Annotated in this window: 21 protein-coding genes; 7 read left to right on the forward strand and 14 right to left on the reverse strand. The window is 65.8% G+C overall.

Annotation, left to right across the window (positions count from 1 at the left end):
* Positions 1-13 precede the first annotated feature (13 nt).
* Complete coding sequence (gene mazG / locus SSA01S_RS00005) at positions 14-751, forward strand: nucleoside triphosphate pyrophosphohydrolase (protein ID WP_082794840.1); 738 nt, start codon at positions 14-16, stop codon at positions 749-751.
* Here mazG and hflX read toward each other — a convergent pair.
* The 7 genes from hflX to dusB form a co-directional block, all read right to left on the reverse strand.
* Positions 732-2,024, reverse strand: a complete 1,293-nt coding sequence (gene hflX, locus SSA01S_RS00010; protein ID WP_061778641.1) for a GTPase HflX — start codon at positions 2,022-2,024, stop codon at positions 732-734. The two genes, mazG and hflX, sit on opposite strands and share 20 nt — an antisense overlap.
* Positions 2,021-2,602, reverse strand: a complete 582-nt coding sequence (gene hfq / locus SSA01S_RS00015; RefSeq protein WP_439951125.1) for an RNA chaperone Hfq — start codon at positions 2,600-2,602, stop codon at positions 2,021-2,023. The genes hflX and hfq overlap by 4 nt, the downstream gene beginning before the upstream one ends.
* A gap of 50 nt (positions 2,603-2,652) precedes the next feature.
* Positions 2,653-4,029 carry a nitrogen assimilation response regulator NtrX gene (gene ntrX, locus SSA01S_RS00020; protein WP_058715954.1) on the reverse strand — a complete coding sequence of 459 codons (1,377 nt, stop codon included), beginning with the start codon at positions 4,027-4,029 and terminating at the stop codon, positions 2,653-2,655.
* 6 nt (positions 4,030-4,035) lie between these two features.
* On the reverse strand, positions 4,036-6,282 hold the full coding sequence (locus tag SSA01S_RS00025; RefSeq protein ID WP_061778642.1) for a sensor histidine kinase NtrY-like: 2,247 nt from the start codon (positions 6,280-6,282) through the stop codon (positions 4,036-4,038).
* 64 nt (positions 6,283-6,346) lie between these two features.
* Entirely contained in the window at positions 6,347-7,789 is a 1,443-nt protein-coding gene (gene ntrC, locus SSA01S_RS00030; RefSeq protein ID WP_061778643.1) for a nitrogen regulation protein NR(I), read from the reverse strand.
* Positions 7,786-8,802, reverse strand: a complete 1,017-nt coding sequence (locus SSA01S_RS00035) for a two-component system sensor histidine kinase NtrB (RefSeq protein ID WP_082794841.1) — start codon at positions 8,800-8,802, stop codon at positions 7,786-7,788. Before SSA01S_RS00035 ends, ntrC begins: the two co-directional genes overlap by 4 nt.
* Positions 8,803-8,836: 34 nt before the next feature.
* Positions 8,837-9,838 (reverse strand): tRNA dihydrouridine synthase DusB, encoded by a 1,002-nt coding sequence (gene dusB, locus SSA01S_RS00040; RefSeq protein ID WP_061778884.1) that lies wholly within the window; start codon positions 9,836-9,838, stop codon positions 8,837-8,839.
* 93 nt (positions 9,839-9,931) lie between these two features.
* On the opposite strand from dusB, the gene SSA01S_RS00045 reads away from it, so the two are divergent.
* Genes SSA01S_RS00045 through SSA01S_RS00055 form a run of 3 tightly spaced genes read left to right on the forward strand, consistent with a single transcriptional unit; the run spans position 9,932 to position 12,115 of the window.
* Positions 9,932-11,092: a bifunctional 2-C-methyl-D-erythritol 4-phosphate cytidylyltransferase/2-C-methyl-D-erythritol 2,4-cyclodiphosphate synthase gene (locus SSA01S_RS00045; protein WP_061778645.1), complete on the forward strand. Its 1,161-nt coding sequence runs from the start codon at positions 9,932-9,934 to the stop codon at positions 11,090-11,092.
* Positions 11,089-11,613 carry a hypothetical protein gene (locus SSA01S_RS00050; RefSeq protein WP_061778646.1) on the forward strand — a complete coding sequence of 175 codons (525 nt, stop codon included), beginning with the start codon at positions 11,089-11,091 and terminating at the stop codon, positions 11,611-11,613. The genes SSA01S_RS00045 and SSA01S_RS00050 overlap by 4 nt, the downstream gene beginning before the upstream one ends.
* A 1-nt stretch (position 11,614) precedes the next feature.
* Entirely contained in the window at positions 11,615-12,115 is a 501-nt protein-coding gene (locus SSA01S_RS00055) for a CinA family protein (protein WP_058750946.1), read from the forward strand.
* Here the strand turns inward: SSA01S_RS00055 and SSA01S_RS00060 are convergent.
* Together SSA01S_RS00060 and lipA are read right to left on the reverse strand one after the other, a co-directional pair.
* Positions 12,076-12,534 carry a type II toxin-antitoxin system RatA family toxin gene (locus tag SSA01S_RS00060; RefSeq protein WP_058750945.1) on the reverse strand — a complete coding sequence of 153 codons (459 nt, stop codon included), beginning with the start codon at positions 12,532-12,534 and terminating at the stop codon, positions 12,076-12,078. The two genes, SSA01S_RS00055 and SSA01S_RS00060, sit on opposite strands and share 40 nt — an antisense overlap.
* Positions 12,534-13,457, reverse strand: a complete 924-nt coding sequence (gene lipA, locus SSA01S_RS00065; protein WP_061778647.1) for a lipoyl synthase — start codon at positions 13,455-13,457, stop codon at positions 12,534-12,536. Before lipA ends, SSA01S_RS00060 begins: the two co-directional genes overlap by 1 nt.
* 150 nt (positions 13,458-13,607) lie before the next feature.
* On the opposite strand from lipA, the gene SSA01S_RS00070 reads away from it, so the two are divergent.
* Positions 13,608-14,264, forward strand: a complete 657-nt coding sequence (locus SSA01S_RS00070) for a carbonic anhydrase (protein ID WP_061778648.1) — start codon at positions 13,608-13,610, stop codon at positions 14,262-14,264.
* A 95-nt stretch (positions 14,265-14,359) separates the two neighbouring features.
* Here SSA01S_RS00070 and aspS read toward each other — a convergent pair whose 3' ends face one another.
* Positions 14,360-16,174, reverse strand: coding sequence for an aspartate--tRNA ligase (aspS, locus tag SSA01S_RS00075; RefSeq protein WP_061778885.1), 1,815 nt, complete (start codon positions 16,172-16,174; stop codon positions 14,360-14,362).
* A gap of 138 nt (positions 16,175-16,312) precedes the next feature.
* Between aspS and rnd the strand changes: the two genes are divergently transcribed.
* Positions 16,313-17,491 carry a ribonuclease D gene (gene rnd / locus SSA01S_RS00080; RefSeq protein ID WP_061778649.1) on the forward strand — a complete coding sequence of 393 codons (1,179 nt, stop codon included), beginning with the start codon at positions 16,313-16,315 and terminating at the stop codon, positions 17,489-17,491.
* Positions 17,488-17,775 carry an I78 family peptidase inhibitor gene (locus SSA01S_RS00085; RefSeq protein ID WP_061778650.1) on the forward strand — a complete coding sequence of 96 codons (288 nt, stop codon included), beginning with the start codon at positions 17,488-17,490 and terminating at the stop codon, positions 17,773-17,775. Before rnd ends, SSA01S_RS00085 begins: the two co-directional genes overlap by 4 nt.
* Here SSA01S_RS00085 and SSA01S_RS00090 read toward each other — a convergent pair.
* From SSA01S_RS00090 to SSA01S_RS00105, 4 genes are read right to left on the reverse strand one after another with little or no spacing between them, the layout of a single operon-like run.
* Entirely contained in the window at positions 17,762-19,234 is a 1,473-nt protein-coding gene (locus SSA01S_RS00090; RefSeq protein ID WP_061778651.1) for a Ppx/GppA family phosphatase, read from the reverse strand. The two genes, SSA01S_RS00085 and SSA01S_RS00090, sit on opposite strands and share 14 nt — an antisense overlap.
* Positions 19,235-19,251: 17 nt before the next feature.
* Positions 19,252-21,417: an RNA degradosome polyphosphate kinase gene (locus tag SSA01S_RS00095; RefSeq protein ID WP_061778652.1), complete on the reverse strand. Its 2,166-nt coding sequence runs from the start codon at positions 21,415-21,417 to the stop codon at positions 19,252-19,254.
* Positions 21,418-21,433: 16 nt separating this feature from the next.
* Positions 21,434-22,042 carry an HdaA/DnaA family protein gene (locus SSA01S_RS00100; RefSeq protein WP_061778653.1) on the reverse strand — a complete coding sequence of 203 codons (609 nt, stop codon included), beginning with the start codon at positions 22,040-22,042 and terminating at the stop codon, positions 21,434-21,436.
* Positions 22,039-23,298 (reverse strand): heavy-metal-associated domain-containing protein, encoded by a 1,260-nt coding sequence (locus SSA01S_RS00105; RefSeq protein WP_061778886.1) that lies wholly within the window; start codon positions 23,296-23,298, stop codon positions 22,039-22,041. The genes SSA01S_RS00100 and SSA01S_RS00105 overlap by 4 nt, the downstream gene beginning before the upstream one ends.
* Between the last annotated feature and the right edge of the window lie 20 nt (positions 23,299-23,318).

Genomic DNA, 23,318 nt, shown 5'->3' on the forward strand with positions numbered 1-23,318 from the left:
AAGGAGATCGGCGTTGGAGCGCCTGCTGACCATCATGAAACGCCTTCGCGACCCCCAGACCGGTTGCGAATGGGATGTGGCGCAGAGCTTCGAGACGATCGCGCCCTATACCATCGAGGAAGCGCATGAGGTGGCCGACGCGATCGCGCGCGGCGACATGGCCGATCTCAAGGACGAACTGGGTGACCTGCTGCTTCAGGTCGTCTTCCACGCGCAGATTGCCGAGGACCTCGGACATTTCGTCTTCGCGGACGTCGTGACCGCGATCAGCGACAAGATGGAGCGGCGCCACCCGCATATCTTCGGCGATGTGGCCGAGGGCGGCCATCATCTGTGGGAGCAGATCAAGGCCGAGGAACGCCGTGCGAAGGCCGCCAGTGGGACGCTCGACGGCGTCGCGCTCGGCCTGCCCGCGCTGATGCGGGCGGAGAAACTCCAGAACCGGGCGGCGCGGGTCGGCTTCGACTGGCCAGACGAGGCTGGGCCGCGCGCCAAGATCGACGAGGAAATGCAGGAAATCGTCGAAGCCACGCCCGACACGCTGGAGGAAGAGTTCGGCGACCTGCTGTTCACCGTCGTCAACTGGGCCCGCCACCGGGGCGTCGATGCCGAAGCCGCGCTGCGCAACGCCAATCTGAAGTTCGAGCGCCGCTTCAGGGGCATGGAAGAGATCGCCGGTGAGGGCTTCTCCGCCCTCGACTTGGAGGCGAAGGAAGCCCTCTGGCAGGACGTCAAACGTCGCGGCGATTGAACCGCTCGTAATCCGGTTCGGACAGGCGGACGTCATAGACCGCCTGATCCCCCTCAATCACCTGATCCAGCACCTCGCCATGCGCGTGGAGCCAGGCGGCCCCCGCCCCGTCACCGGCATCCAGCGCGATGCGATAACGACGATGGCCCGAGGTCAGCGCGGCGGCAACCTGTTCGATCAGGTCGTCCACGCCCTCCCCCGTCATGGCGGAGAGTGCGACGATGTTCGGGCGACGCGCCGCCTCGACCAGTACGTCCTCACGGTTATCGCCCTCGATCAGGTCGACCTTGTTCCATGCCTCGAACCGCGGGGTTTCGGGATCGACGCCGATCTCGGTCAGCACCGCCTCGACATCGGCGCGCTGCGCCTCTGTATCGGGATGCGCGATATCGCGAACATGGATCAGCAGGTCAGCCGATACCACCTCTTCCAGCGTCGCCTTGAAGGCAGCAACCAATTGAGTCGGCAGGTCGGAAACGAAGCCCACCGTGTCCGACAGGATCGCCTTGTCGATGCCGGGCAACTGGATTTGGCGCAGCGTCGGGTCGAGCGTGGCGAAGAGAAGGTCCTTCGCCATGACATGGGCACCGGTCAGGCGATTGAAAAGCGTCGACTTTCCGGCGTTGGTATAACCGACCAGCGCAATCACCGGCCAGGGTGCCCGCTGACGACGTTCGCGGTGAAGGCCACGCGTCCGGCTGACCTGATCCAACTCCCGTCGCAGCCGCGCCATGCGGTCGCGGATCATGCGCCGGTCGGCCTCGATCTGGGTTTCACCCGGACCACCCAGGAAGCCGAAACCGCCGCGCTGGCGCTCCAAGTGGGTCCAGCTGCGCACGAGGCGGCCAGCCTGATAATCGAGATGGGCGAGTTCGACCTGCAATCGGCCCTCGGCCGTCGCGGCGCGCTCACCGAAGATTTCGAGGATCAGGCCGGTCCGGTCGATGACCTTGGCCTCCAGCGCGGTTTCCAGATTGCGCTGCTGCACCGGGGTTAGCGCGGCGTCGAACACGACAAGCTGCGCTTCCTCCATCCGCACCTGCTGCGCGACCTGCTCAACTTGGCCGCTGCCGATCAGCGTCGCAGGCTTGGGCGCGCGGACGCGCAACGCGACCCGCTCAACCACGTCCAGGCCGATGGCCATAGCAAGGCCCGCCGTCTCATCGAGCCGGGCCTCGGCGTCCCGCGCGGCATCGCCCTGGTCGGGCAGGACGATGACCGTGCGGGCGCCCCGCGCGAACTCACCGCGGTCGCGATCGAAACCGGTGCTCAATCCTCCGCCGATCCCGCCTGCTCTTCGGCCAGGTTCAGCGGACGTGCCGGCTGAATGGTCGACACGGCATGCTTGTAGACGAGCTGCGCCATGCCCTCACGCTGCAGCAGCATGCAGAACAGGTCGAAGCCCGCAATCTGGCCCTGCAGCATGACGCCGTTGATCAGGAACATGGTGACGGGGTCTTCGGACTTGCGCACCGCGTTCAGGAAGATTTCCTGCAAAAGCGGGTTCTTACGCTGCTGTTCGTTCACGCCGTCCACAATCGCGGCGACGTCCAGCGGGCCCGAAGGCATAATAGTGGAAATGGCGTGCTTATAGATCAGCTGCGACTGGCCGTCGCGCCGCAGCAGCACCGAAAAATTGTCGAACCAGGTGACGATACCCTGGAGCTTGACGCCCTTGACGAGGAACATAGTCACCGGCGCCTTGGAGCGGCGCAGTGCATTCAGAAACAGGTCCTGCAGCGAACCCGATTTGTCGGCCATGGGAAAGCCCTTGTTCTTGGCGGGTCCGTGCCCGCGATTAGCGCCGTTTCCCGGCGTCGGAGATGCACCCGTGGACCGGGCACGACCAATATCTAAGATTTCGAGCGGCGTTCGTCCAGAGGGACCGGCCGCCCCATCAATCAATCCTCGCGCGTTTCGCTGATGCCCAGCAGCTTCAACTTGCGGTGCAACGCCGAGCGCTCCATGCCGATGAAGCTGGCCGTACGCGAGATATTGCCGGAGAAGCGCCGGATCTGTACCCGCAAATACTCGCGCTCCCAGCTTTCGCGCGCTTCCCGCAACGGTGCGCCCATGATCGCGGTCGCGCCCGATCCGCCCATATCGGCCCCCTCACCCAGCACTTCGGCCGGCAGCAGGTCTAGATCGATCCGACCGACCCGGTCGCCGGGCGCTAGGATGATCGTGCGCTCGACCACGTTGCGCAGCTGGCGGACGTTGCCCGGCCAGTCATAGGATTGCATCGCCACCATCGCATCGGGCGCAATCTCAGGTGTGCGCACGCGCCGCTCGGTGGCGTAATGTGCCATGAAATGCTCGACCAGCGGGGGGATGTCCTCGCGCCGTTCGGCCAGCGACGGGATGGTCACCGGCACGACATTGAGGCGGTAATACAGGTCTTCGCGGAACCGTCCCTCGGCAATCTCTTGGGTCAGATCGCGGGCGGTCGCAGAGACGACGCGGACATCGACCTTCACGACGCGTGTACCGCCAACGCGCGTAAAGCTCTGATCGGTCAAGACGCGCAGGATACGCGCCTGGGTCGCGATCGGCATGTCGGCGATCTCGTCCAGGAACAGCGTGCCGCCATGCGCCTGTTCCAGAAGGCCGGTACGAACGAGGTCTCCCCCCTCCTCCACACCGAACAATTCCTCCTCGACGCGCTCGGGCGTCATCCGCGCGGCGCTGACCACCACGAAGGGGGCGTCCGCTCGGTTGCTCCAACCGTGGAGGAGCCGCGCGGCGACTTCCTTGCCGACACCCGCCGCGCCCATGATCAGCACCCGGCTGCCCGTCGCCGCCACGCGCTTCAGGGTGGCGCGGATGCCGTTGATGGCACTCGACGATCCGGTCAGGTCGGTCTCGCGCCCGGCGGAGGCGCGCAGCGAGGCGTTCTCGCGCCGCAGCCGCTCGGTCTCGGTCGCCCGGCCGACCATCAGGAGCAGACGTTCGGCCTCGAACGGCTTTTCGATGAAATCGGCTGCGCCCTTGCGGATCGCGGCGACAGCGGTGTCGAGATTGCCATGTCCGGAAATGACCAGCACGGGGATCGACGGATCGCGGCGCTTGATCTCGTCGAGCAGTTCCAGCCCGTCGAGCTTCGACCCCTGTAACCAGACGTCGAGCAGCACCAGCGACGGACGGCGCACCGCCACCGCTTCCAGCGCGGCATCGCTGTCCGCCGCGACTCGGGCGTCATAGCCCTCGTCCTCCAGCACGCCCGCGACGAGTTCGCGGATATCAAGTTCGTCGTCAACGACGAGGATGTCCAAAGCCATGATCTTTTACGTCCGGGTACGAGTCAAAGCAGTGAGCTGGCCCTCCCCAGCCAGTTCGGGTTCGGCGCCGCCCTGATCCAGCGCCGCAAGAGCACCGGCATCGAACATCATCGAAACGATGGTGCCGCCGGTGGGATTGTCGGAAAAGCCGATCGTGCCGGCATGTTCCTCAATGATCTTGTTGACGATGGCGAGGCCCAGGCCAGTGCCCCGCGCACGGGTCGTCATATAAGGCTCGATGATCCGGTCCCGCTCCGGCGGCAGGCCGATGCCGTTGTCCGAAACCGTGATGGTGACCATCGTCGCCTGCTGGCCGACGGTCATCACGACCTTGCCACCCTTCATGCCTTCGGGCCTGGATTCAATGGCTTCGACGGCATTCTTGACGATGTTGGTCAGTGCCTGGCTCATCTGTCGCCGGTCGCAGACCAGGGTCGGAGCGGGCTCTTCCTGATTGAGCTGGAAGGTCACCTCCGGGTGCGCGACTTCGTGCAGGAACATCGCCTGGGCGCAGATATCGGCGATCGCTTCTTCGCGGAACACCGGCTTGGGCATGCGCGCGAAGGACGAGAATTCGTCGACCATGCGGCGCAGGTCGCCGACCTGGCGGACGATGGTTTCGGTCAGGCGGCCGAACGTTTCGTCCTCCGGCCCGATGATCTTGCCATAGCGCCGCTGGAGACGCTCAGCCGCAAGCTGGATGGGCGTCAGCGGATTCTTGATCTCATGCGCGATGCGCCGGGCTACGTCGGACCAGGCCGCGCGCCGTTGATCGAGCAGTTGCTGGGTGATGTCGTCGAAGGTCAGGATGGGACCATCGCCGGTCTGCGCGATCCGCACCGCCAGCGTTCGCATATCACCGTGTAATGCGATCTGCACCGTGGCTTCGCGGCGCCCTTGGTCCAGCAAATCGTCGAGTTCGGGCGCGACCTCGGCCAGCTTGCGGCCCACCAGGCCATCCTGATCGGCGCCCAGTAGCAGGTCGGCCGAGTTGTTCGCGATCCGAATACACCGGTCGCGACCCACCGCGATGACGCCAGCCGACACGCCCGCCATCACCGCCTCGATCAGGGCGCGCCGGTTGTCGAGCTGCGCATTGGCTGTGACCAGCTGCGTGTTCTGACGCTCCAGCTGGCCGGTCATCTGGTTGAAGGCGTTGGCCAGCGTGCCCACCTCGTCGCGGGTGCGGGGGTCGGGCACTCGCGCCGTCAGATCGCCGCCCGCGATCCGCCTGGCCGCTTCGACCAGTTCGCCAACCGGCCGGACAAGCCGGTCGGCGACGGCCAGCGCGATCCAGACGGCAATGCCGACGATCAGCAGGGCGATCGCGAACAGGACGAGGTTGAATTTGAGTTGGAGCGAGCGGGCGCGCCCCTGAAGCGCGCGGTAATCGTCGAACACGTCTTCGGCGGCAAAATGCTGCTTGCTGAGGAAGTCGGCATTCACCCCGGTGCCGACATACAACATGATCCCCTTGCTATTGGGGAGGGGAGTGACCACCCAGACGCGGCGCTCGTTGATGCCGACTTCCGGCCGGTTGGCGCGCTGGGCCTGCTGCACCATGTCTGGGGTCACCAGTTCGCGGAATTTCGAGTCCGATGGCGGGAAGACATAGTCGTAGAATTTGAAGCCCTGCTTCGGGTCATAGGAGAAGAGTACCGCCTCCTCCAATTCACGCACCAGCATCTGCGAGCCGAGATATTGGTGAAATTCCTCGCGATTTTCCTTCAGGACTGGAAGGTTGCGGCCGAGGTCGCCCGACATCGCGCCAGCGCCCTTGACCCAGCGCTCGATGATCTGCTGCTGCGACTGGCGGGCGATATCCATCGCGTCGCCGAACGCCTTGCGCGCACGGTCGGAAATCCAGAACTCGGCGGAGGACTGGAACAGCACCGAGGCCGTGACGACCGTCAACAGGATCGGAATGCTGGCGGTCAGCGAGAAGATCGCGACCAGCCGGACATGCAACCGTCCCCCCCCGCCGACCGGAGACTCATCCGCACGGCGCATCGCCACGCGCCGCCCGAGCAACATCAGAAGCAGAACACCCGGCACTAAATTAAGCGCCAGCAGGGCTGCCATGACCGGAGGCGCGATCAGCCCTTGTGTATCATGGCGACTGTCGATGAAGACATAGGTGCCAATCGCGACGGCCACGGCGCCGATGATGACCGCGATCTCCATCGCCGGGGTCACCGCGAAACGGGATCGCGGTGGTTCGGCAGGTCCAGCAGGCTTCAGGGACGCCAACATCGTTGCAATCGTACAACGTGAAGCGTGTCCTGCAAGACACAATTCGTGAAAATAATGTCAGCCCTTATCCCGCATCGTCGTCGCCGCTGACCAGGATGTTCAAGCTGTCGAGCCGCTTGCGCAAGGTATTGCGATTGATCCCCATGGCGCGCGCCGTGCGCAGCTGATTGCCGCCGTGGCGTGCCAGCATCGCCTCGATCAGGGGCCGTTCGACCTCGCCGATGATCCGATCATAGAGCGTCCCGTCGTCCAGCGCATGGGGCTGTGTCGTCGCCAGCCGGGTCAGATAGGCATGGACGGCCGCACTCAGATCGCCCCCGGCCCCGCCACCGCTCTGCTGGACAAGGAACGAGCGTGCCTCTCCCAGCATGATACGTACTGCATCGGCGTCGATCACTTCATCGCGCGCCAGCACGGCGAGGCGCCGCATCATATTCTCCAGCTCGCGGACATTGCCGGGCCAGTCATGGGCAACCAGCACGTCGAGCGCATGGGCATCGATCCGGCGCCGCGGAAGTCCCTGAAGCGCGGCATTTTCCAGGAAATGGCGGGCGAGCAGCGGAATGTCCTGCCGCCGTTCGCGCAGCGCGGGCAAGGCGATCGGTACGACGTTCAGGCGGTAGAACAGGTCTTCGCGAAACTGGCCCGAGGTGACTTGTTGGCTGAGGTCGCGATTGGTCGCAGCGACGATGCGGACATCGGTGCGGATCGTCCGCGCGCCGCCCACCGTCGTGAACTCGCCGGATTGCAGGACACGCAGCAATCGCGTCTGCGCCTCCATCGGCATATCGCCGATCTCGTCCAGGAAGAGTGTGCCGCCCGCCGCCTGCTCGAAGCGTCCTGCATTGCGCTGCGCCGCGCCGGTGAAGGCTCCGCGCTCGTGCCCGAACAGCTCGGCCTCGATCAGTTCACGCGGGATGGCGGCCATGTTGATCGCTACGAAGGGCGCGGCGCGTCGAGGGCCCAGGTCGTGGATCGCTCGGGCGACCAGTTCCTTGCCGGTGCCGGATTCGCCCGAGACCAGCACGGTCAGGTCGGTCGACACCACGCGCGCGATGACCCGGTACACGCCCTGCATCGCCTGCGACCGGCCGATCAGCGGCAGGGCGCGGTCATCCTCGCCCAAGCCGTCCTCGACCAGCACACCGCCCCGCGCCAGCGCTCCAGCTACCGCTTGGGTCAGTGCATCGAGATCGAAGGGCTTGGGCAGATATTCATAGGCCCCGACCTCGGCCGCCCGGACGGCGGTGGTCAGGGTATTCTGCGCCGACAGGATGATGATGGGCAGCGCAGGGAACCGCTCCGCCACGCCCCGGATATGGTCGATGCCGTCGCCATCGGGCAGGATGACATCGGTCACCAGCACGTCCGGCGCGCCCCCCGCCAGCACGCGGTCCAGCCGCGCCAGCGTCTCGACCGCCGTCACCTCATGCCCAGCCCGGCGCAGCGCCTGCCCGACGACGGTGCGGATTGCGGCGTCGTCATCCACCACCAGGACGTGGCTCATGCCTGGGCCCTGGGCAGCAGCAGACGGAGTACGGTCATTTCGGGCGAACCCTCTCTTGCATATTGGATGATGCCGCTCATGTCGCGGACCAGCTTATCGACGAGCGCGAGGCCCAGCCCCTGCCCTTCGCGGCGGCCCGAAACGAACGGGTCGAAAAGATGGTCGGCGATGTCCGCCGGAGCGCCCGGCCCATTGTCGATGACGCAGATTTCGATGGGCAACGGCAGGCGGGGTCGCCCTTCGCCGGTGCTGACCGACATGCCGTGGCGATAGGCGGTGGTGATGACAATGCGCGGGTTACGCACCTCCCGCACGGCCTCGCGAGCATTTTTCAGCAGGTTGATGACGATCTGAAGCAGCGCGTCGCGGTTGATCCGCGCGGGCGGCAGCGAGGGATCGAAACGCTCCTCCACCGGAACTCCGCGCGCAAAACCGGCCAGTGCCACCCCGCGCGCGTGGGCCAGCAGCGGATAGATATTCTCCGATGCCAGCGGCAAGGGCCTGGTATCGCTGAAATCCTGCATGCGGTCGATCAGCGCGGCGATGCGGTCGACCTCGGTCGTGATCAGCGTCGTCAGTTCGCCGCCATTGAGCAATTGCGCCGCGCCGCGAATACCCGACAGCGGGTTTTTGATCTCATGCGCCAGCATGGCGGCCGCCCCCACCGCCGCCCTTGCCCCTGCGCTGCGCTCGGACGCGTGGCCGAGCCGCCGCGATGGCCCTGCGCTGTGCAATGTGATCGCATGCCAGCCCGGATAGTCCGGGATTTGCGCTTCGACGAAATCGACGCGGATTTTGGGGCCATGCGGTGTAGCGATGACGGTATCGTACACCGCGAAGCCATGGCCGTCCCGGCTCCGCGGCGCGTCGGGCGGCGGCAGGATCGCCGCGAGCGGCTGTCCGACCATCAGCCGCTCGGACAGGTTCAGCAGCTGTTCGGCCAGCGCATTGGCATGGGCGATGCGGTTGTCGGGGTCGACTACCACGATGGCCACGGGCAAGGCGGCGAACATCGCCCCAAACCCAGGGCGACTGCGCCCTGCCGGATCAGGCAGCCGCTGCAAGCTCGATCTGCGGCATGTAGAAATCGTACAGCATCGCCTTGACCCGCTCGGCGCTGGCTTCGTGGTTCACCGTGTTGCGGAACTCGGCCGAACCGTGCAGGCCACGCGTGTACCAGCCGATATGCTTGCGGGCCATGTTGACGCCCGTCTCGGTGCCGTAATGCTCCAGCATCGCGTCATAATGCTCGGTCACGGCGCGATACTGCTCGTCCAGGGCTGGGTCCTCGCGGCGTTCGCCGGTGGCGAACCAATGCATCACCTGCCCGAGCAGCCAAGGACGGCCATAGGCACCCCGCCCGATCATGACGCCGTCGGCTCCCGACTGGTCGAGCGCCGCATCGGCATCGTCGATCGAGCAGATATCGCCATTGGCGATCACCGGGATGCTGACCGCGTCCTTGACGTTGCGAATGAACGCCCAGTCGGCGCTGCCCTTGTACATCTGATTGCGAGTGCGGCCATGGACGGTGATCATCTTGACCCCGATATCCTCCGCGATGCGCGACAATTCGGGTGCGTTCAGGCTGTCATGACACCAGCCCATCCGCATCTTCAGCGTCACGGGCACATCCACCGCCTTCACCGTCGCCTCGATGATCGCCGAGGCCAGCTTCAGGTCGCGCATCAGCGCCGAGCCCGCATCGCCATTGACGACCTTGCGCACCGGACAGCCCATGTTGATGTCGATGATCGCCGCCCCGCGATCGGCATTCAGCTTGGCCGCCTCGCCCATCTCATAGGGGGTGCAGCCGACCAGCTGCATCGACACCGGCTCCTCCACCGGGTGCCAGGCTGCCTTCTGGATCGACTGGCGCGTCTCGCGGATCGCCGCCTGGCTGGCGATCATCTCGGTGACGTTCAGGCCGGAGCCATAGCGGCGGACAAGCGTGCGAAAGGGCATGTCGGTGACACCGGTCATCGGTGCCAGCACGACGGGGCTGTCGATCGTCACCGGACCGACCTGGATGGGAGCGAGGTTACGCATCATACTGCCTGAAAAATAAGCATTCGCCTTATCGCAAGGTCCCCACAAAGGCAAGATTGGCGGCCTTGCCCAAAAGCCGCTAGGCGAAGGTTCATGAGCCAGGATGGAAAGATCGCCGCGCTGATCGTCGCGGCGGGCGGCGGCAGCCGGATGGGCGGCGGCGTGCCGAAACAGTTTCGCGATCTGGGCGGGCGGCCGATGCTGGCCTGGAGCCATGCCGCCTTCTCGACACATCCGGCGATCGATACGGTGTTGACCGTCGTCGCGGAGGATCAGCGCGACCATGCCGGCTCGATCCTGCCCGATGCCTGGATCGAGGCCGGCGGGGCCAGCCGTCGCGAGTCGGTGGCGCGCGGCCTCCGCCACCTGGCGCTGAGGGGCGTAACCAAGGTGTTGATCCATGACGCGGCCCGCCCCTTCCTTTCGGCCGACGTCATCGACCGCGTGCTGGAGGGGCTGAGTTCGGCGGATGGGGCCATGCCGGTGCTGGCCGTCGCCGATACGCTGGCGCAGGGCCAAGACGCCGTGCTGGGTGAGATCGTGCCCCGGGACGGCGTGGTCCGCGTCCAGACGCCGCAAGGCTTTCACCTGCAAGCCGTGATCGCCGCCCATGCCGCCTGGCCCGCCGAGGCGGAAGCCACGGACGACGCGCAGATGGTGCGACGGCTTGGCGGGCGCGTCGCTTTGGTGCAGGGCGATGCCATGCTCGACAAGATCACCTATCCCGACGACATGACCGGAGCCGATATGCGCCTGACCTGGGAAACCCGGACCGCCATGGGCTATGACGTCCATCGGCTGGAGGATGGCGAGGAATTGTGGCTGGGCGGCGTGCTGATCCCGCACCATCAGGGTCTGTCGGGGCATAGCGACGCCGACGTCGCGCTCCACGCGCTGACCGACGCGCTGCTCGGCACGATCGCGGCCGGAGACATCGGTACCCACTTCCCACCCAGCGACCCGCAGTGGAAGGGCGCCGAGTCGGGCCAATTCCTGCAGCATGCCGCCAAGCTGATCGCCGACAAAGGCGGCCGGATCGATTTCGTCGACCTGACCATCATCTGCGAAGCGCCCAAGATCGGCCTGCACCGCGCCGCCATGGTCGAGCGGATCGCCGCGCTGCTGGACATCGACCAGAGCCGGGTGAGCCTGAAGGCCACCACGACCGAGCGCCTGGGCTTTACTGGGCGTGGCGAGGGCATCGCGACCCAGGCCGTGGCGACGGTACGACTGCCAGGCGGAGCAGCGGCATGAAGCGCCTCGGCCTGATTGCCGCGCTGGTGGCCTTGCTCGCGCCCGAATTGGCGACGGCCCAGCGCGCCTGCATCACCGCACCCGAGGCGGAGGCCATGACGCTGGTCGCCATGCCCGACATCCTGCGCGAGACGGGCCGGGTGTGCGCCGCACGGCTGCCCGCCAACAGCCTGATCCGGGGCGGCGGTTCGCTGATCTCGAAATATGAGGGCGCGGCCGACCAGGCATGGCCCGCCGCACGGGCGGCAATCGTCAAGCTGTCCGATCCGGCGATCGATACGCTGCTTCAATCGGACTATGCCCGGCCGCTGCTGACCTCGCTGCTGGTGCCGTTCATCGTCGGGCGTATCGGGTTGGAGGATTGCGGCACCATCGACCGACTGGTGACCCAGCTTGCCCCCCTGCCCCCGCGCAATATGGCGGGTGTGGTCGTGACCGCGCTGCAATATCTCAAGACCGAAAAGGCGCGGGGACGGCAGGTCGCCGTGCCCGACCTGCCGCTGTGCACCAACGGAAACTGATATGGACGTCCTTCTTCCCCGCGAGCTGATCGAACTGGCCGAGCGCGTGGTCGTCGCCAATCGCGCGGCGGGTCGCCGCGTCGCGCTGGCCGAAAGCTGCACCGGTGGACTGGTCTCGGCGGCGCTGACCGAAATTCCGGGCTCATCAGATGTGGTCGAGGCCGGGTTCGTGACCTATTCCAACCAGGCCAAGATCAGCATGTTGAACGTCAGCGCGGAGGTCATCGAGACCTTTGGCGCGGTGTCGACCGCGACCGCCTGGGGCATGGCGCAGGGGGCACTGGCGGCGAGCGAGGCGGATGTCGCGGTCGCCATCACCGGCGTGGCCGGGCCCGGCGGCGGCACCCCGAAGAAGCCGGTCGGGACGGTCGTCTTCGCCCAGGCGCTACGCGGCGGCGACCCGGAAGAGGTCAAGGCCGAGCGTCACGAGTTTGGCGATATCGGCCGTGGGGCGATCCGGCTTCAGGCGGCGCTGTTGGCGCTGGAGCTGTTGCTGCCGTAAAGTTTGGCGGCGCGGTCCTCGAACGCGCCGATCATCCGTCGGAGCGCGGTGCCGAACACCTGCCCCGCCAGCATCTCGAATACCCGGTTCTTGAACGCGAAGTCGACGGTGAAGTCGACCGCGCATCCCTGTTCCTCGGGTCGGAAACGCCAGTTGTTGCGCAGATATTTGAGCGGGCCGTCGAGATATTCGACGTCGATCGATTCCGGCCGCGCCTTGGTCACGCGGCTGGTAAAGGTCTCGCGCAGTCCCTTGAAGCCGACGATCATGTCGGCCACCGTTTCGGTCGGCGTATCCGAGCGGACCCTCATCGCCGACACCCAGGGCAGGAACTCCGGGTAGCGGGCGACATCGGCCACCAGATCGAACATCTGCTCCGGCGTATAGGGCAGATGCCGCGTCTCGCTATGCTTGGGCATCAGCGCGCAGTGGCCAGCTTCGCCTCACGAGCTGCCCGCAGCCGCTCGAAATCGTCGCCCGCATGATAGCTCGAACGGGTCAGCGGCGAGCTGGCGACCAACAGGAAGCCCTTCGCCCGTGCGATCGCCGCATAAGCATCAAAGGCCTTGGGCGTCACGAACTCGGCGACCTTGGCGTGACGCGGCGTCGGCTGCAGATACTGCCCCATGGTCAGGAAATCGATGTCGGCCGAGCGCATGTCGTCCATCACCTGATGAACCTCGAGCCGCTCTTCGCCCAGGCCCAGCATCACGCCCGACTTGGTGAAGATCGACGGATCGTGCCGCTTCACGCTCTCTAGCAGGCGCAGCGACGCATAATAGCGGGCACCCGGCCGGATCGTCGGATAGAGCCGGGGAACCGTCTCCAGATTGTGGTTGTAGACGTCCGGTCGCGCCTCGACGATCGACTCGATCGCGGCCTGCGCCTTGTTGCGGAAGTCCGGGGTCAGGATTTCGATGGTCGTGTTGGGCGTGGTCCGGCGAAGTGCCTGGATCACCTTCACGAACTGCGACGCACCGCCATCGGGCAAGTCGTCACGGTCGACCGAGGTGACGACGATATGGTTCAGCCCCATCTGCGCGGCGGCGTCCGCCACATTCTGCGGTTCCATCGCGTCGACCTTGCGCGGCATGCCGGTCTTCACGTTGCAAAAAGCGCAGGCGCGGGTGCAGGTGTCGCCCAGGATCATGACGGTCGCATGCTTTTTCGACCAGCATTCGCCGATATTGGGACAAGCGGCCTCTTCGCAAACGGTCGTCAGGCTCTTGGACCGCATCAGTTCGCGCGTGGCGGCGAACCCGGCGCTGGTCGGAGCCTTAACGCGAATCCAGTCGGGCTTGCGCGCGCGCCCCGGCGCGGCCAACGGTGTCAACTCGTTCATGGGTTGCGAAATAGCGATGCACCGGGTCGGACACAATGCCTACCGGCCTCGTGGTCAGCGCCCGGCAGACATACTTTGATATGGAACCGAAACGGCCGTGTCTGGTTGGCCTGCTAGAACGAAAATTCCTTCATGGGATAAGAGAGAGCAATGACCGACTTTAACGACCTCGTGGATGGCTATCAGCGCTTTCGGACCTCCGATTGGCGTCGCCAGCGCGACCGCTGGGCCGAATTGAAGGAAGGCCAGAGCCCTAAGGTGATGGTGATCGCCTGCTCGGACAGCCGCGTCGATCCGGCGCAAATCTTCGACACGCTACCGGGTGAAATCTTCGTCGTGCGCAACGTCGCCAACCTCGTGCCCCCGTTCGAGACTGGTGGCGGTCATCACGGTGTGTCGGCCGCGCTGGAATTCGCGGTGACACAGCTCGAAGTGACCGACGTCGTCATCATGGGCCATGGCGCGTGCGGTGGCTGCAAGGCCGCGTTGACGCAGGGTTTCGCGCATGCTCCGCAGGGCGAAGGCGGCTTCGTATCGGACTGGGTGAGCCTGCTGGACGGTGCCCGTGAGAAGGTAATCGCCAAGCATGGCGATGATGCCGATGCTGATGCGATGCGCGAGATGGAGCTCGAATCGGTTCGCACCTCGATCGCGAACCTGCGCACCTTCCCGTTCGTGACCAAGCGGGAAGACGCGGGTACGCTGACCCTGCGGGGTGCCTATTTCGCCATCGCTGACGGCGTTCTTCACATCATGGACGAGCAGGGCGAGTTCAAGCCCGCGGCTCCTGCACTCGTCGCGGCCTAAGCGAATCTGCCCGGTTCCCTGGACCCGGGCATGACACGAAAAGGGCGGACGCCACATCCGGCGCCCGCCCTTTTTTATAGACCTTCGGAGAAGGATCAGCCCGCCGGAGCGACGACGACCTGATCCCCTTCCTTCTTGGGCTCAGCGGTCGAGCGGAGCGACAGTTCGCGCATCTGCTTGTTGCTGGGCAGGCTGGGCGCCCCCATCAGCAGGTCTTCGGCGCGCTGGTTCATCGGGAATAGCGAGATTTCGCGCAGGTTCTGTGCGCCGCAGATCAGCATGACGATGCGGTCGACACCGGCGGCCATGCCACCATGCGGCGGCGCGCCGTACTGGAACGCGCGGTAGAGGCCGCCGAAGCGTTCCTCGACATCCGCCTTGGACAGGCCGACCTTCTCGAACGCCGCGACCATGAGTTCAGGCGACTGGTTGCGGATCGAGCCCGACGCGATCTCGAAGCCGTTGCAGACCAGATCATACTGGTACGCCTTCAGCGACAGCGGATCGGCGGAGTTCAGCGCCTCCATGCCACCCTGCGGCATCGAGAAGGGGTTATGCGCGAACTCGACCTTCTTCTCGTCCTCGTCCCATTCATAGAAGGGGAAGTCGACGATCCAGCAGAGGCGGAACGCGCCCTCTTCGATCAGGCCAAGCTGCTCGGCGACGCGGGTGCGCGCCAGGCCCGCCAGCTTGGCGGCCGCCTCGACCTTGCCCGCCGCGAAGAACAGGCCGTCATCGGGGCCGAGGCCCAGTGCGGCGTAGATGGCTTCCATGCCCTCGGTACCATGGTTCTTGGCGATCGGACCGCCGAACTCGCCGCCCTTGCGGGTGACATAGCCCAGGCCCGCATGACCCTCGGCGCGCGCCCACTCGTTCATCTCGTCGAAGAACTTTCGGCTCTTCTCGGCAGTCTTCGGCGCCGGGATCGCACGGACGACGCCGCCCGAGCCGACGATCTTCTCGAACAGGCCGAAGCCCGAGGTCGTGAAGTGCTCCGAGACATCGGTGATGATCAGCGGGTTGCGCAGATCGGGCTTGTCGTTGCCGTATTTCAGCATCGACTCCGAATACGGAATGCGCGGAAACTGGCCGATCGGGGTAACGGTGCGGCCATCGGCGAACTTCTCGAAGATGCCGCCAATCACCGGCTCCATCGTCTCCCACACCTCTTCCTGGGTGACGAAGCTCATCTCCAGATCGAGCTGGTAGAACTCGCCCGGCAGGCGATCGGCGCGCGGGTCTTCGTCGCGAAAACAGGGCGCAATCTGGAAGTAACGGTCGAAGCCCGCGACCATCAGCAACTGCTTATACTGCTGCGGCGCCTGGGGCAGCGCGTAGAACTTGCCCGGATGGATGCGACTGGGCACCAGGAAGTCGCGCGCGCCCTCGGGCGACGACGCGGTCAGGATCGGGGTCGAATATTCGGTGAAGCCACAGGCCTCCATGCGACGGCGCATGTCGGAGATCACCTGCGTGCGGCGCACGATATTGGCGTGCAGCGTCTCGCGGCGCAGGTCGAGGAAACGGTAACGCAGGCGGATATCCTCGGGATATTCCTGCTCGCCCGCCACCGGCATCGGCAGTTCCTCGGCCGCCGACAGCACGGTCGCGCCGCGCGCGAACACCTCGATCTCGCCAGTCGCCAGGTTCGGGTTGACGGTGCCCGCCGAGCGCGCCTTCACCACGCCGTCGATCGTCACGACCGACTCAACCCGGACGCTCTCCAGGATGGCGAGCGCGGGCGTGTCGCTGTCCGCGACGATCTGGGTGATGCCATAATGGTCGCGAAGATCGACGAACAACACGCCGCCATGATCGCGCTTGCGATGGACCCAGCCAGACAGGCGGACCGTCTCGCCGACCGCCTCAGCAGTCAGCGCGGCGCAGGTGTGGGTACGATAGGCGTGCATGGCGGACATTCTCTGTACGTCTGGGGAAAGTGCTGCCGCTTCCCCGCCCGCCCCCTTTTTGTCAATCCCAATGTGCCCGAACGGGCTTGTCTTGCGTTCCTCTTTGTCAACCTGCGTGAGCCGGGCTATGTGCAGCAAATGCACGTTCATCCGTTGATTACCGACAGCGCCACGCTCGCCAATCTCTGCGCCCGCCTCTCGCAAGCCGACTATGTGATGGTCGATACCGAGTTCATGCGTGAAAGCACCTATTGGCCCGAACTCTGCCTGATCCAGATCGCCGATACCGAAGAGGCCGCCGCGATCGATCCGAAGGCGCCGGGGCTGGACATGACCCCGCTGCTCGACCTGCTGGTCAACAATGACGAAGTGCTGAAGGTCTTCCATGCGGGCGGCCAGGACATCGAGATCATCTACAACCTGACCGGCAAGACCCCGCATCCCCTGTTCGACACGCAGATCGCGGCGATGGCGCTGGGCCAGGGCGAGCAGATCGGTTACTCCAACTTGGTCGACAGCTGGCTGGGCATCTCGGTCGACAAGGGCGCGCGCTTCACCGACTGGTCGCGCCGTCCGCTCGACCAGCGTCAGGTCGATTACGCCATCGGCGACGTCACCCATCTGGCCGCCATCTTCCCCAAGATGCTGGAGCGTCTGCGCAAGACCGGGCGCGGCGCATGGCTGGACCAGGAAATGGAGCGGCTGGCCGACCCGGCGCACTATGCCAACGATCCCGATGTCGCATGGAAGCGCGTGCGGGTTTCGGGCCGCAAGCCCGACATGCTCGGCCGCCTGAAGGCGCTGGCCCGTTGGCGCGAGCTGGAGGCGCAGGCCAAGGACCTGCCGCGCGGCCGCATCGTCAAGGACGAGACGCTGGCCGACCTGGCCGGCCATCCGCCGCGCAAGCAGGCCGATCTGGCCAAGGTGCGTGGCCTGTCGGCGACCTGGGCAGGCAATGATATCGGGGCGCGGCTGATGGATGCGCTCGAAGCAGCTCAGCCGCTGGACGCCGACGAGCTTCCCGCGCGCGACGAGCGCAAGCCGGGCCTGGGTCGTGAAGGCGCATTGGTGGCCGACTTGCTGAAGCTGCTGTTGAAGATCCGGGCCCGCGATATCGACGTGGCCCCCCGCCTTCTCGCCCGCGCCGACGATCTTGAGATGCTGGCAGCGGGCGTTCGTTCGGATTTGTCAGTTCTGGAAGGCTGGCGGTTCGAGCAGTTCGGGCGCGATGCGCTGGATCTGGTCGAGGGACGGCTGGGCTTCGTGGTGAAGGGCGGCAAGCTCAAGATGGTTCGCAATACCGAGGAGGTTGCATGAAGCGTGCGATCGGCATGATCGCGCTGACCGGCCTGGCCGCCTGCGCGCCCGCACCCAAGCCTGCGGCATTTGGCGAGGGCAGCACCTGCGGCGACACCAGGGTCGCCAAGCTGATCGGTCAGGTCTGGCGCGAGTCGCAGCGAGCCGAGACACTCAAGGCCTCGGGCGCGCCGTCGCTGCGGGTGATCGCGCCGGGCACGGTCGTCACGATGGACTTCCGCCCCGAACGGTTGAACATCGAAACCGACGCCAATGGGCGGATCACGCGCATCAAGTGCGGCTGATCCTCGCCGGCGTCTTACCCAGCGCCGTGGCCAGCGCGGCATGGCGGCGTTCGACCGCCTCGCCGTAAAAGCCCCGATCCTCATTCGTGAGGGCAAGGCCCAGCGTCGTCTCGCCGAGTTCCAGCGCAGTCCGCTCCAGCGGTCCGGCCAGACCGCCGCTCAACCGCTGCCCCAGACGAATGGCCAGGCCCCAGCTGGTCGCGAGCTTCAATTGGGCTGGGCTCGCGAGTTCCGCCAGTGGTGAGGGTACGTCGAGGCCGCCGCCGAGGCTGGTGTGCAGCGCCTGGGCCAGCATCGCCCGGCCCTCCGCATCGATACCGACCCAATTGCCGTGGAGGGCTATCTCGACGCCGCGCTCCGCCCGGAATTCCGGGTTGGCACGCCAGCCGACATCGGCGAGCAGGCAGGCAGCATGGCGCAACCGCGTTTCGGCCGACGCTTCGCCGACAAACAGCGGCGCGATCCACTGTTCGAGCAGATCGCCATGCTCCGGGAAGCGCCCTAAAAGCCTTCCCTCCTCGCGCGCCGCGACGATCAACGGATCGAGCGCACGGGTCTTTGCATCGAGGCCGCCATAGAGCAGCCCCTCGCGCAGGCCGAAGGCGGACACCACCGTCGTGCTGCTGCCCAGATGCTTGAGCAACACGCTCAATAGGGCGGTCGCATCGCCCAGCGTCGCGGCGCGGCTGGAGGATAGCCCCTTCACCTCGCGCAATCGCGCCTTGCTGAGATGCGGGATGGTCCGCGACAGCCGCAATATGTCGGTCGGCGTCAGTTCGTAATGATGGATGATCGGGAGCGGATAATCGGCCAGCGTCATGTCCAGCCGCGCCAGCGCACGCCACGATCCGCCGACCAGATAAAAGGGCAGACCCCTGCCCCGGCTTTCCCAGCCCGCATCCTCAATCAGGCGACCGATCTGCCGCTCGAAACTCTTGCTTCCCTTTTCGCGCAGCGCCGGGATGCGCAGGACGCCGAGCGGAAAGGACACCCGGTCCTCGACCCCGCCATCGCGGACCCGCACCAGTTCCAAGCTGCCGCCGCCGAGATCACCGACGATGCCATCGGCATCGGGAATGGCCGACAGCACGCCTTCGCCCGCTGCCTTGGCTTCCTGTTCGCCCGAAAGAAGTTCGACGTCCAGCCCCAGCGACTCGGCGCAGGCGATCAATTCGCCGCCATTGGCCGCATCGCGCACCGCCGCCGTCGCGACCGTCCTCAGGCCCGTGACGCCCATCTCGCGCGCCAGGCTGGCGAAACGGGCAAGCGCCACCTGCGCCTTGGCCAGCGAGCCCGGATCGATAGCCCCCGTCGCCGCCAACCCGCGCCCCAGCCCCGCCATCACCTTTTCGTTGAACAGGATCGCGGGAAGACGCGCCGGGCCCTGATAGACGACCAGGCGAACCGAGTTGGAGCCGATATCGATGATCGCCGTACGCGGCGCGCGGGAGGCTGCCATGCTTCAACGCTCTCCCGTCATCGCTGCCGCCGAAGCGACAGGGTCGGCACCGCCTTGCTGGTGTCGAGCGCGGCACCGCGCCCCGAAAGCGAAGGATTGGTCATGAAATACCGATGCAGGTTGAAGGGGCGATCACCCGGCGTATCGCGGACATAGCTGCCATCGGGCTCCAGCTCCCAGCTTTGTTCGTTGTCGAGCAGGTTGGCGACCATCACTTGGTCCAAAATCTGGTCGTGCACGGTCGGGTTCTGGATGGGCAGCATATATTCGACCCGGCGATCGAAATTGCGCGGCATCCAGTCGGCCGAGGAGATGAAGACCTTGGCCGAGTCGTGCGGCAGGACCTTGCCGTCACCAAACGCCCAGATGCGGCTATGCTCCAGGAAGCGGCCGACGACCGACTTGACCCGGATGTTATCCGACATGCCCGGCACGCCGGGCCGCAGGCAGCAGATGCCGCGCACGATCAGGTCGATCTGGACGCCCGCATCGCTGGCTTCGTACAGCTTTTCGATGACCTGAGGATCGACCAGCGAGTTGACCTTGGCCCACAGGCTGCCCTTACGCCCCGCCCGGGCATGGGCGATCTCGGCATCGATCAGCGCCATCAGATTGTGGCGCAGGTCGCGGGGGGACAGGCTGACCCGGTTCATCGCCACCGGTTCGACATAGCCGGTGATATAGTTGAACATCTGCGCCGCATCGCGCCCGATCAGCGGATCGGCGGTGAAGAAGCTGAGATCGGTATAGATGCGCGCGGTGACCGGGTGGTAGTTGCCCGTGCCGAAGTGGCAATAGGTGCGGAAATCGCTGCCCTCGCGCCGCACGACCATCGACACCTTGGCATGGGTCTTCCAGTCGATAAAGCCATAGACGACCTGCACGCCCGCCCGCTCCAGTGCGGACGCCCAATAGAGGTTCTGTTCCTCGTCGAAGCGCGCCTTCAGCTCGACGATGGCGGTCACCGACTTACCCGCTTCGGCCGCGGCGATCAGCGCCGCGATGACCGCCGACTGTTTGCCCGCGCGGTAGAGCGTCTGCTTGATCGCCACCACGTCCGGGTCCGCCGCCGCCTGTTTCAGGAAAGCGATGACGACCTCGAACGTCTCATAGGGGTGGTGGACGACGATATCCTTGGCCTTGATCGCGGCGAAGCAATCGCCCGCAAATTCGCGGATACGCTCCGGGAAACGCGGGGAGTAGGACGGGAATTTCAGGTCCGGGCGATCCTCGTCGACCATCGCCACCAGATCACCGATGCCCAGCATGTTGCCGCTCTCGGTAATGATTGCGTCCGCGCCGCCTAGTTCGTCGCGCAGCACATCGGCCAGTTCGTCTGGCATGCCGGTTTCCAGCTCCAGCCGAATCACCCGTCCACGCCGCCGCCGCTTGATCGCGTTGGCGAAGTAGCGGACCAAATCCTCCGCCTCTTCCTCGATTTCGATATCGCTGTCGCGCAGCACGCGGAAGGTCGCCGCCCCGTTGACGATATAGCCGGGGAACAACAGCCCCGAGAACCGGCGAAGGATGGTCTCGATCGAGACGTAACGCGATCCCTCGCCAGGCAGACGGATGAAACGCGGCATGGTGGACGGAATCATCACCAACTCGCGAATCGGGGCCTTGTCCGACACGCGGGTCAGGTCGAAGATCATCGACAGACCCTTGTTGGGGATGAATGGAAATGGGTGGGCCGGGTCCAGCGCCTGCGGGGTCAGGATCGGAAAGACCTGATCGCGGACATGGTTTTCCAGCCAGGCACTTGCCTCCTGGTCGATGGCGTCACGACGCAGGACGAAGATGCCCGCCTCGTCCAGTAGGTTGCGCAGGTCTCCCCACACTTCCTGTTGGCTCTCCATCAGGCGATCGGCTTCTTGCACGATCCCGCTCAGCTGCTGCCCCGGCGTCAGCCCGTCGACCGAGCGTTGCTCGACATCCTGTGCTTGCTGCCCCTTCAGGCCCGCCACGCGGACCATGAAGAACTCGTCGAGGTTCGATCCCGAGATAGAGAGGAAGCGCAACCGCTCGAGCAGCGGATGGGCGGCGTTGCACGCCTCCTCCAGCACCCGCCGGTTGAAGGCGAGCCAGGAAAGTTCGCGATTGAAGTAACGGCCGTTCGGCTCGGTCGAGAAGTGATCGTCGTCCGGTTCGGACATTTGCGCGATATGAGCAGGACGGGTCATCGTTTCTCGCTTGGGCTTACGGCTCGGCGATCAGGCCAGCCGCGATCAGAGTGGATCGTGCAAGGGGAATGGACAAGCGCGCGCGCCGTTCCATCGCCCCCTGGTCGAGCATATCCACTGCGCGGATGACAGAAAGGTGACTCCGCTCGATCCGCAGCGTCAGCCACTCGATCAGGTCGGGTCGTGCATCCAGGCCGCGCCGCTCGAACAGATGCTCGAAGAGCCCCGCGACCAGTTCGTCATCGGGCGCGCCGATCTCGGCAAGGCTGCTGTTCGCCAGCCGCGAGCGCAGGTCGGGCAGCTTTACCTGCCAGCGCGGCGGCGGCGCATCCGCGACGATCAGCAGCGGCAACCGGTCGGCCTGCGCCCGGTTCCAGGCATGGAAGATCTGTACCTCCGGCACCCGCTCGGCATCGTCGATGATCGTGCCGCCGGTCCGCGCGGCGAAGATGCGCGCCAGTAGCGAGCGACCCGACTTGCGTGGGCCGGTCAGGATCGCGGCCATGGTCGGCCACGCCACCCATTGGTCGAGCATCCGCGCCGCCAACCGGTTGGACTCGGTCATCAGGAACGCATCGGATCGGGGGTCCGCCGGCCATTGCAACGGCAGCGCCATCTGGTTCATCCGGTCGTCACACTATCCGATGGAAGCGCGGGCGTCTGCACCTGGGGTGCGCGCCTGATGCGCAAGGTCGTGCCCGAACCGGACACCTGGAATCCACGCTGCTCCAGCGCGCGGCGAAGCTGGTCGGGATCGCCGTCATAGGTCACCGCCATGATCGATACGCCGCCCAGCGCCAGGCTGGTCGTGCTGGCCCGGACCACGCCGGGAATGGTGCGCACCAGGCTTTCGGCATTGGCGACTGCGCTGGCGGTAGGCGCGTCATATTGCAGCGAGACGGCGATGCCCGCGCCCGATGACGCGATGGCGGCATCCACTCCCGCGATCGGCTCCTCGCCCGGCGCACTGTCGTCGACGACGGCCACCTCCGCCTTGGGCGGCGGGGTGAGCGACGAATCGGGGTGCAGCGCACCGCTGGCCAGCGCCCGCTGGTACAGTCCGTCCAGTCGCGCCACGCCGGTATCGAGCAACTGGTTCAGGCCGTCCGTGCTCCCGACCCGCAGGGTGATCGTACCCAGCAGCGCATTGTCGGGGCCATGCCGCGCCTCGAACACGCCGATCACCGGGCCGCCGGGCCATTGGCGGTAAAGATGGACGACGGGGATCAGGATGTCCGACGCGCCATATTGATCGAGCACGGTCCGCCACCATCCACGCGAGCGGCGGCCGATCTGTCCGGCGTTCAGCAGCAGCGGGTCGGTGCCGGTGCCCGACGGCCGAATATAGTCGATCGTGCTGTTGCCCGTGCGGAACCGCGCCCAGGCCTGTTGCCACGGCGTGCGTGCCTCGAACATCTGCGACACGCCGCCCGAGACCTGCAGCGGCATGACCAGCATCGGCGGCGAGCGATCGGCATAGGCTGAGACGCCCAGCACCGAGGCCGCGCGTACCCGGTCGAACAACACGCCCAGCTTGGCGACATAGCGGGTCGGGCCGATCTGTTCGTTTTCGACCACAATGCCGCTGACTAGCGAATCGAGCAGGCCGTCCGACGCGCCGGTGCCGCTGCGCCCCAGTCGCTGGGCCAGCATCGCCCAGGCCTTGCGCTGCGCGATCCGCCAGCCGCCAAGCCGCGCATCCTCCGCCGTCTTGCCCGAAACATCGACCGACACCCCGGTCACTTCGTAGGAGCCGCCATTGTCGATGGGGGTAACGCCGCGCGACTGCCCTTCGATCTGGGCGAGCACCGCCCCGCCCCCGGCACCCAGGCCGACAAGCGCGACCAGACCGAACATCAAGGAGGGCGAACGCAAACGCATCGCGGCCTTTTGGCGAACCA

The organism is Sphingomonas sanguinis NBRC 13937 (assembly GCF_001591005.1).
In the GTDB taxonomy this organism is placed as follows: Bacteria; Pseudomonadota; Alphaproteobacteria; order Sphingomonadales; family Sphingomonadaceae; genus Sphingomonas; species Sphingomonas sanguinis.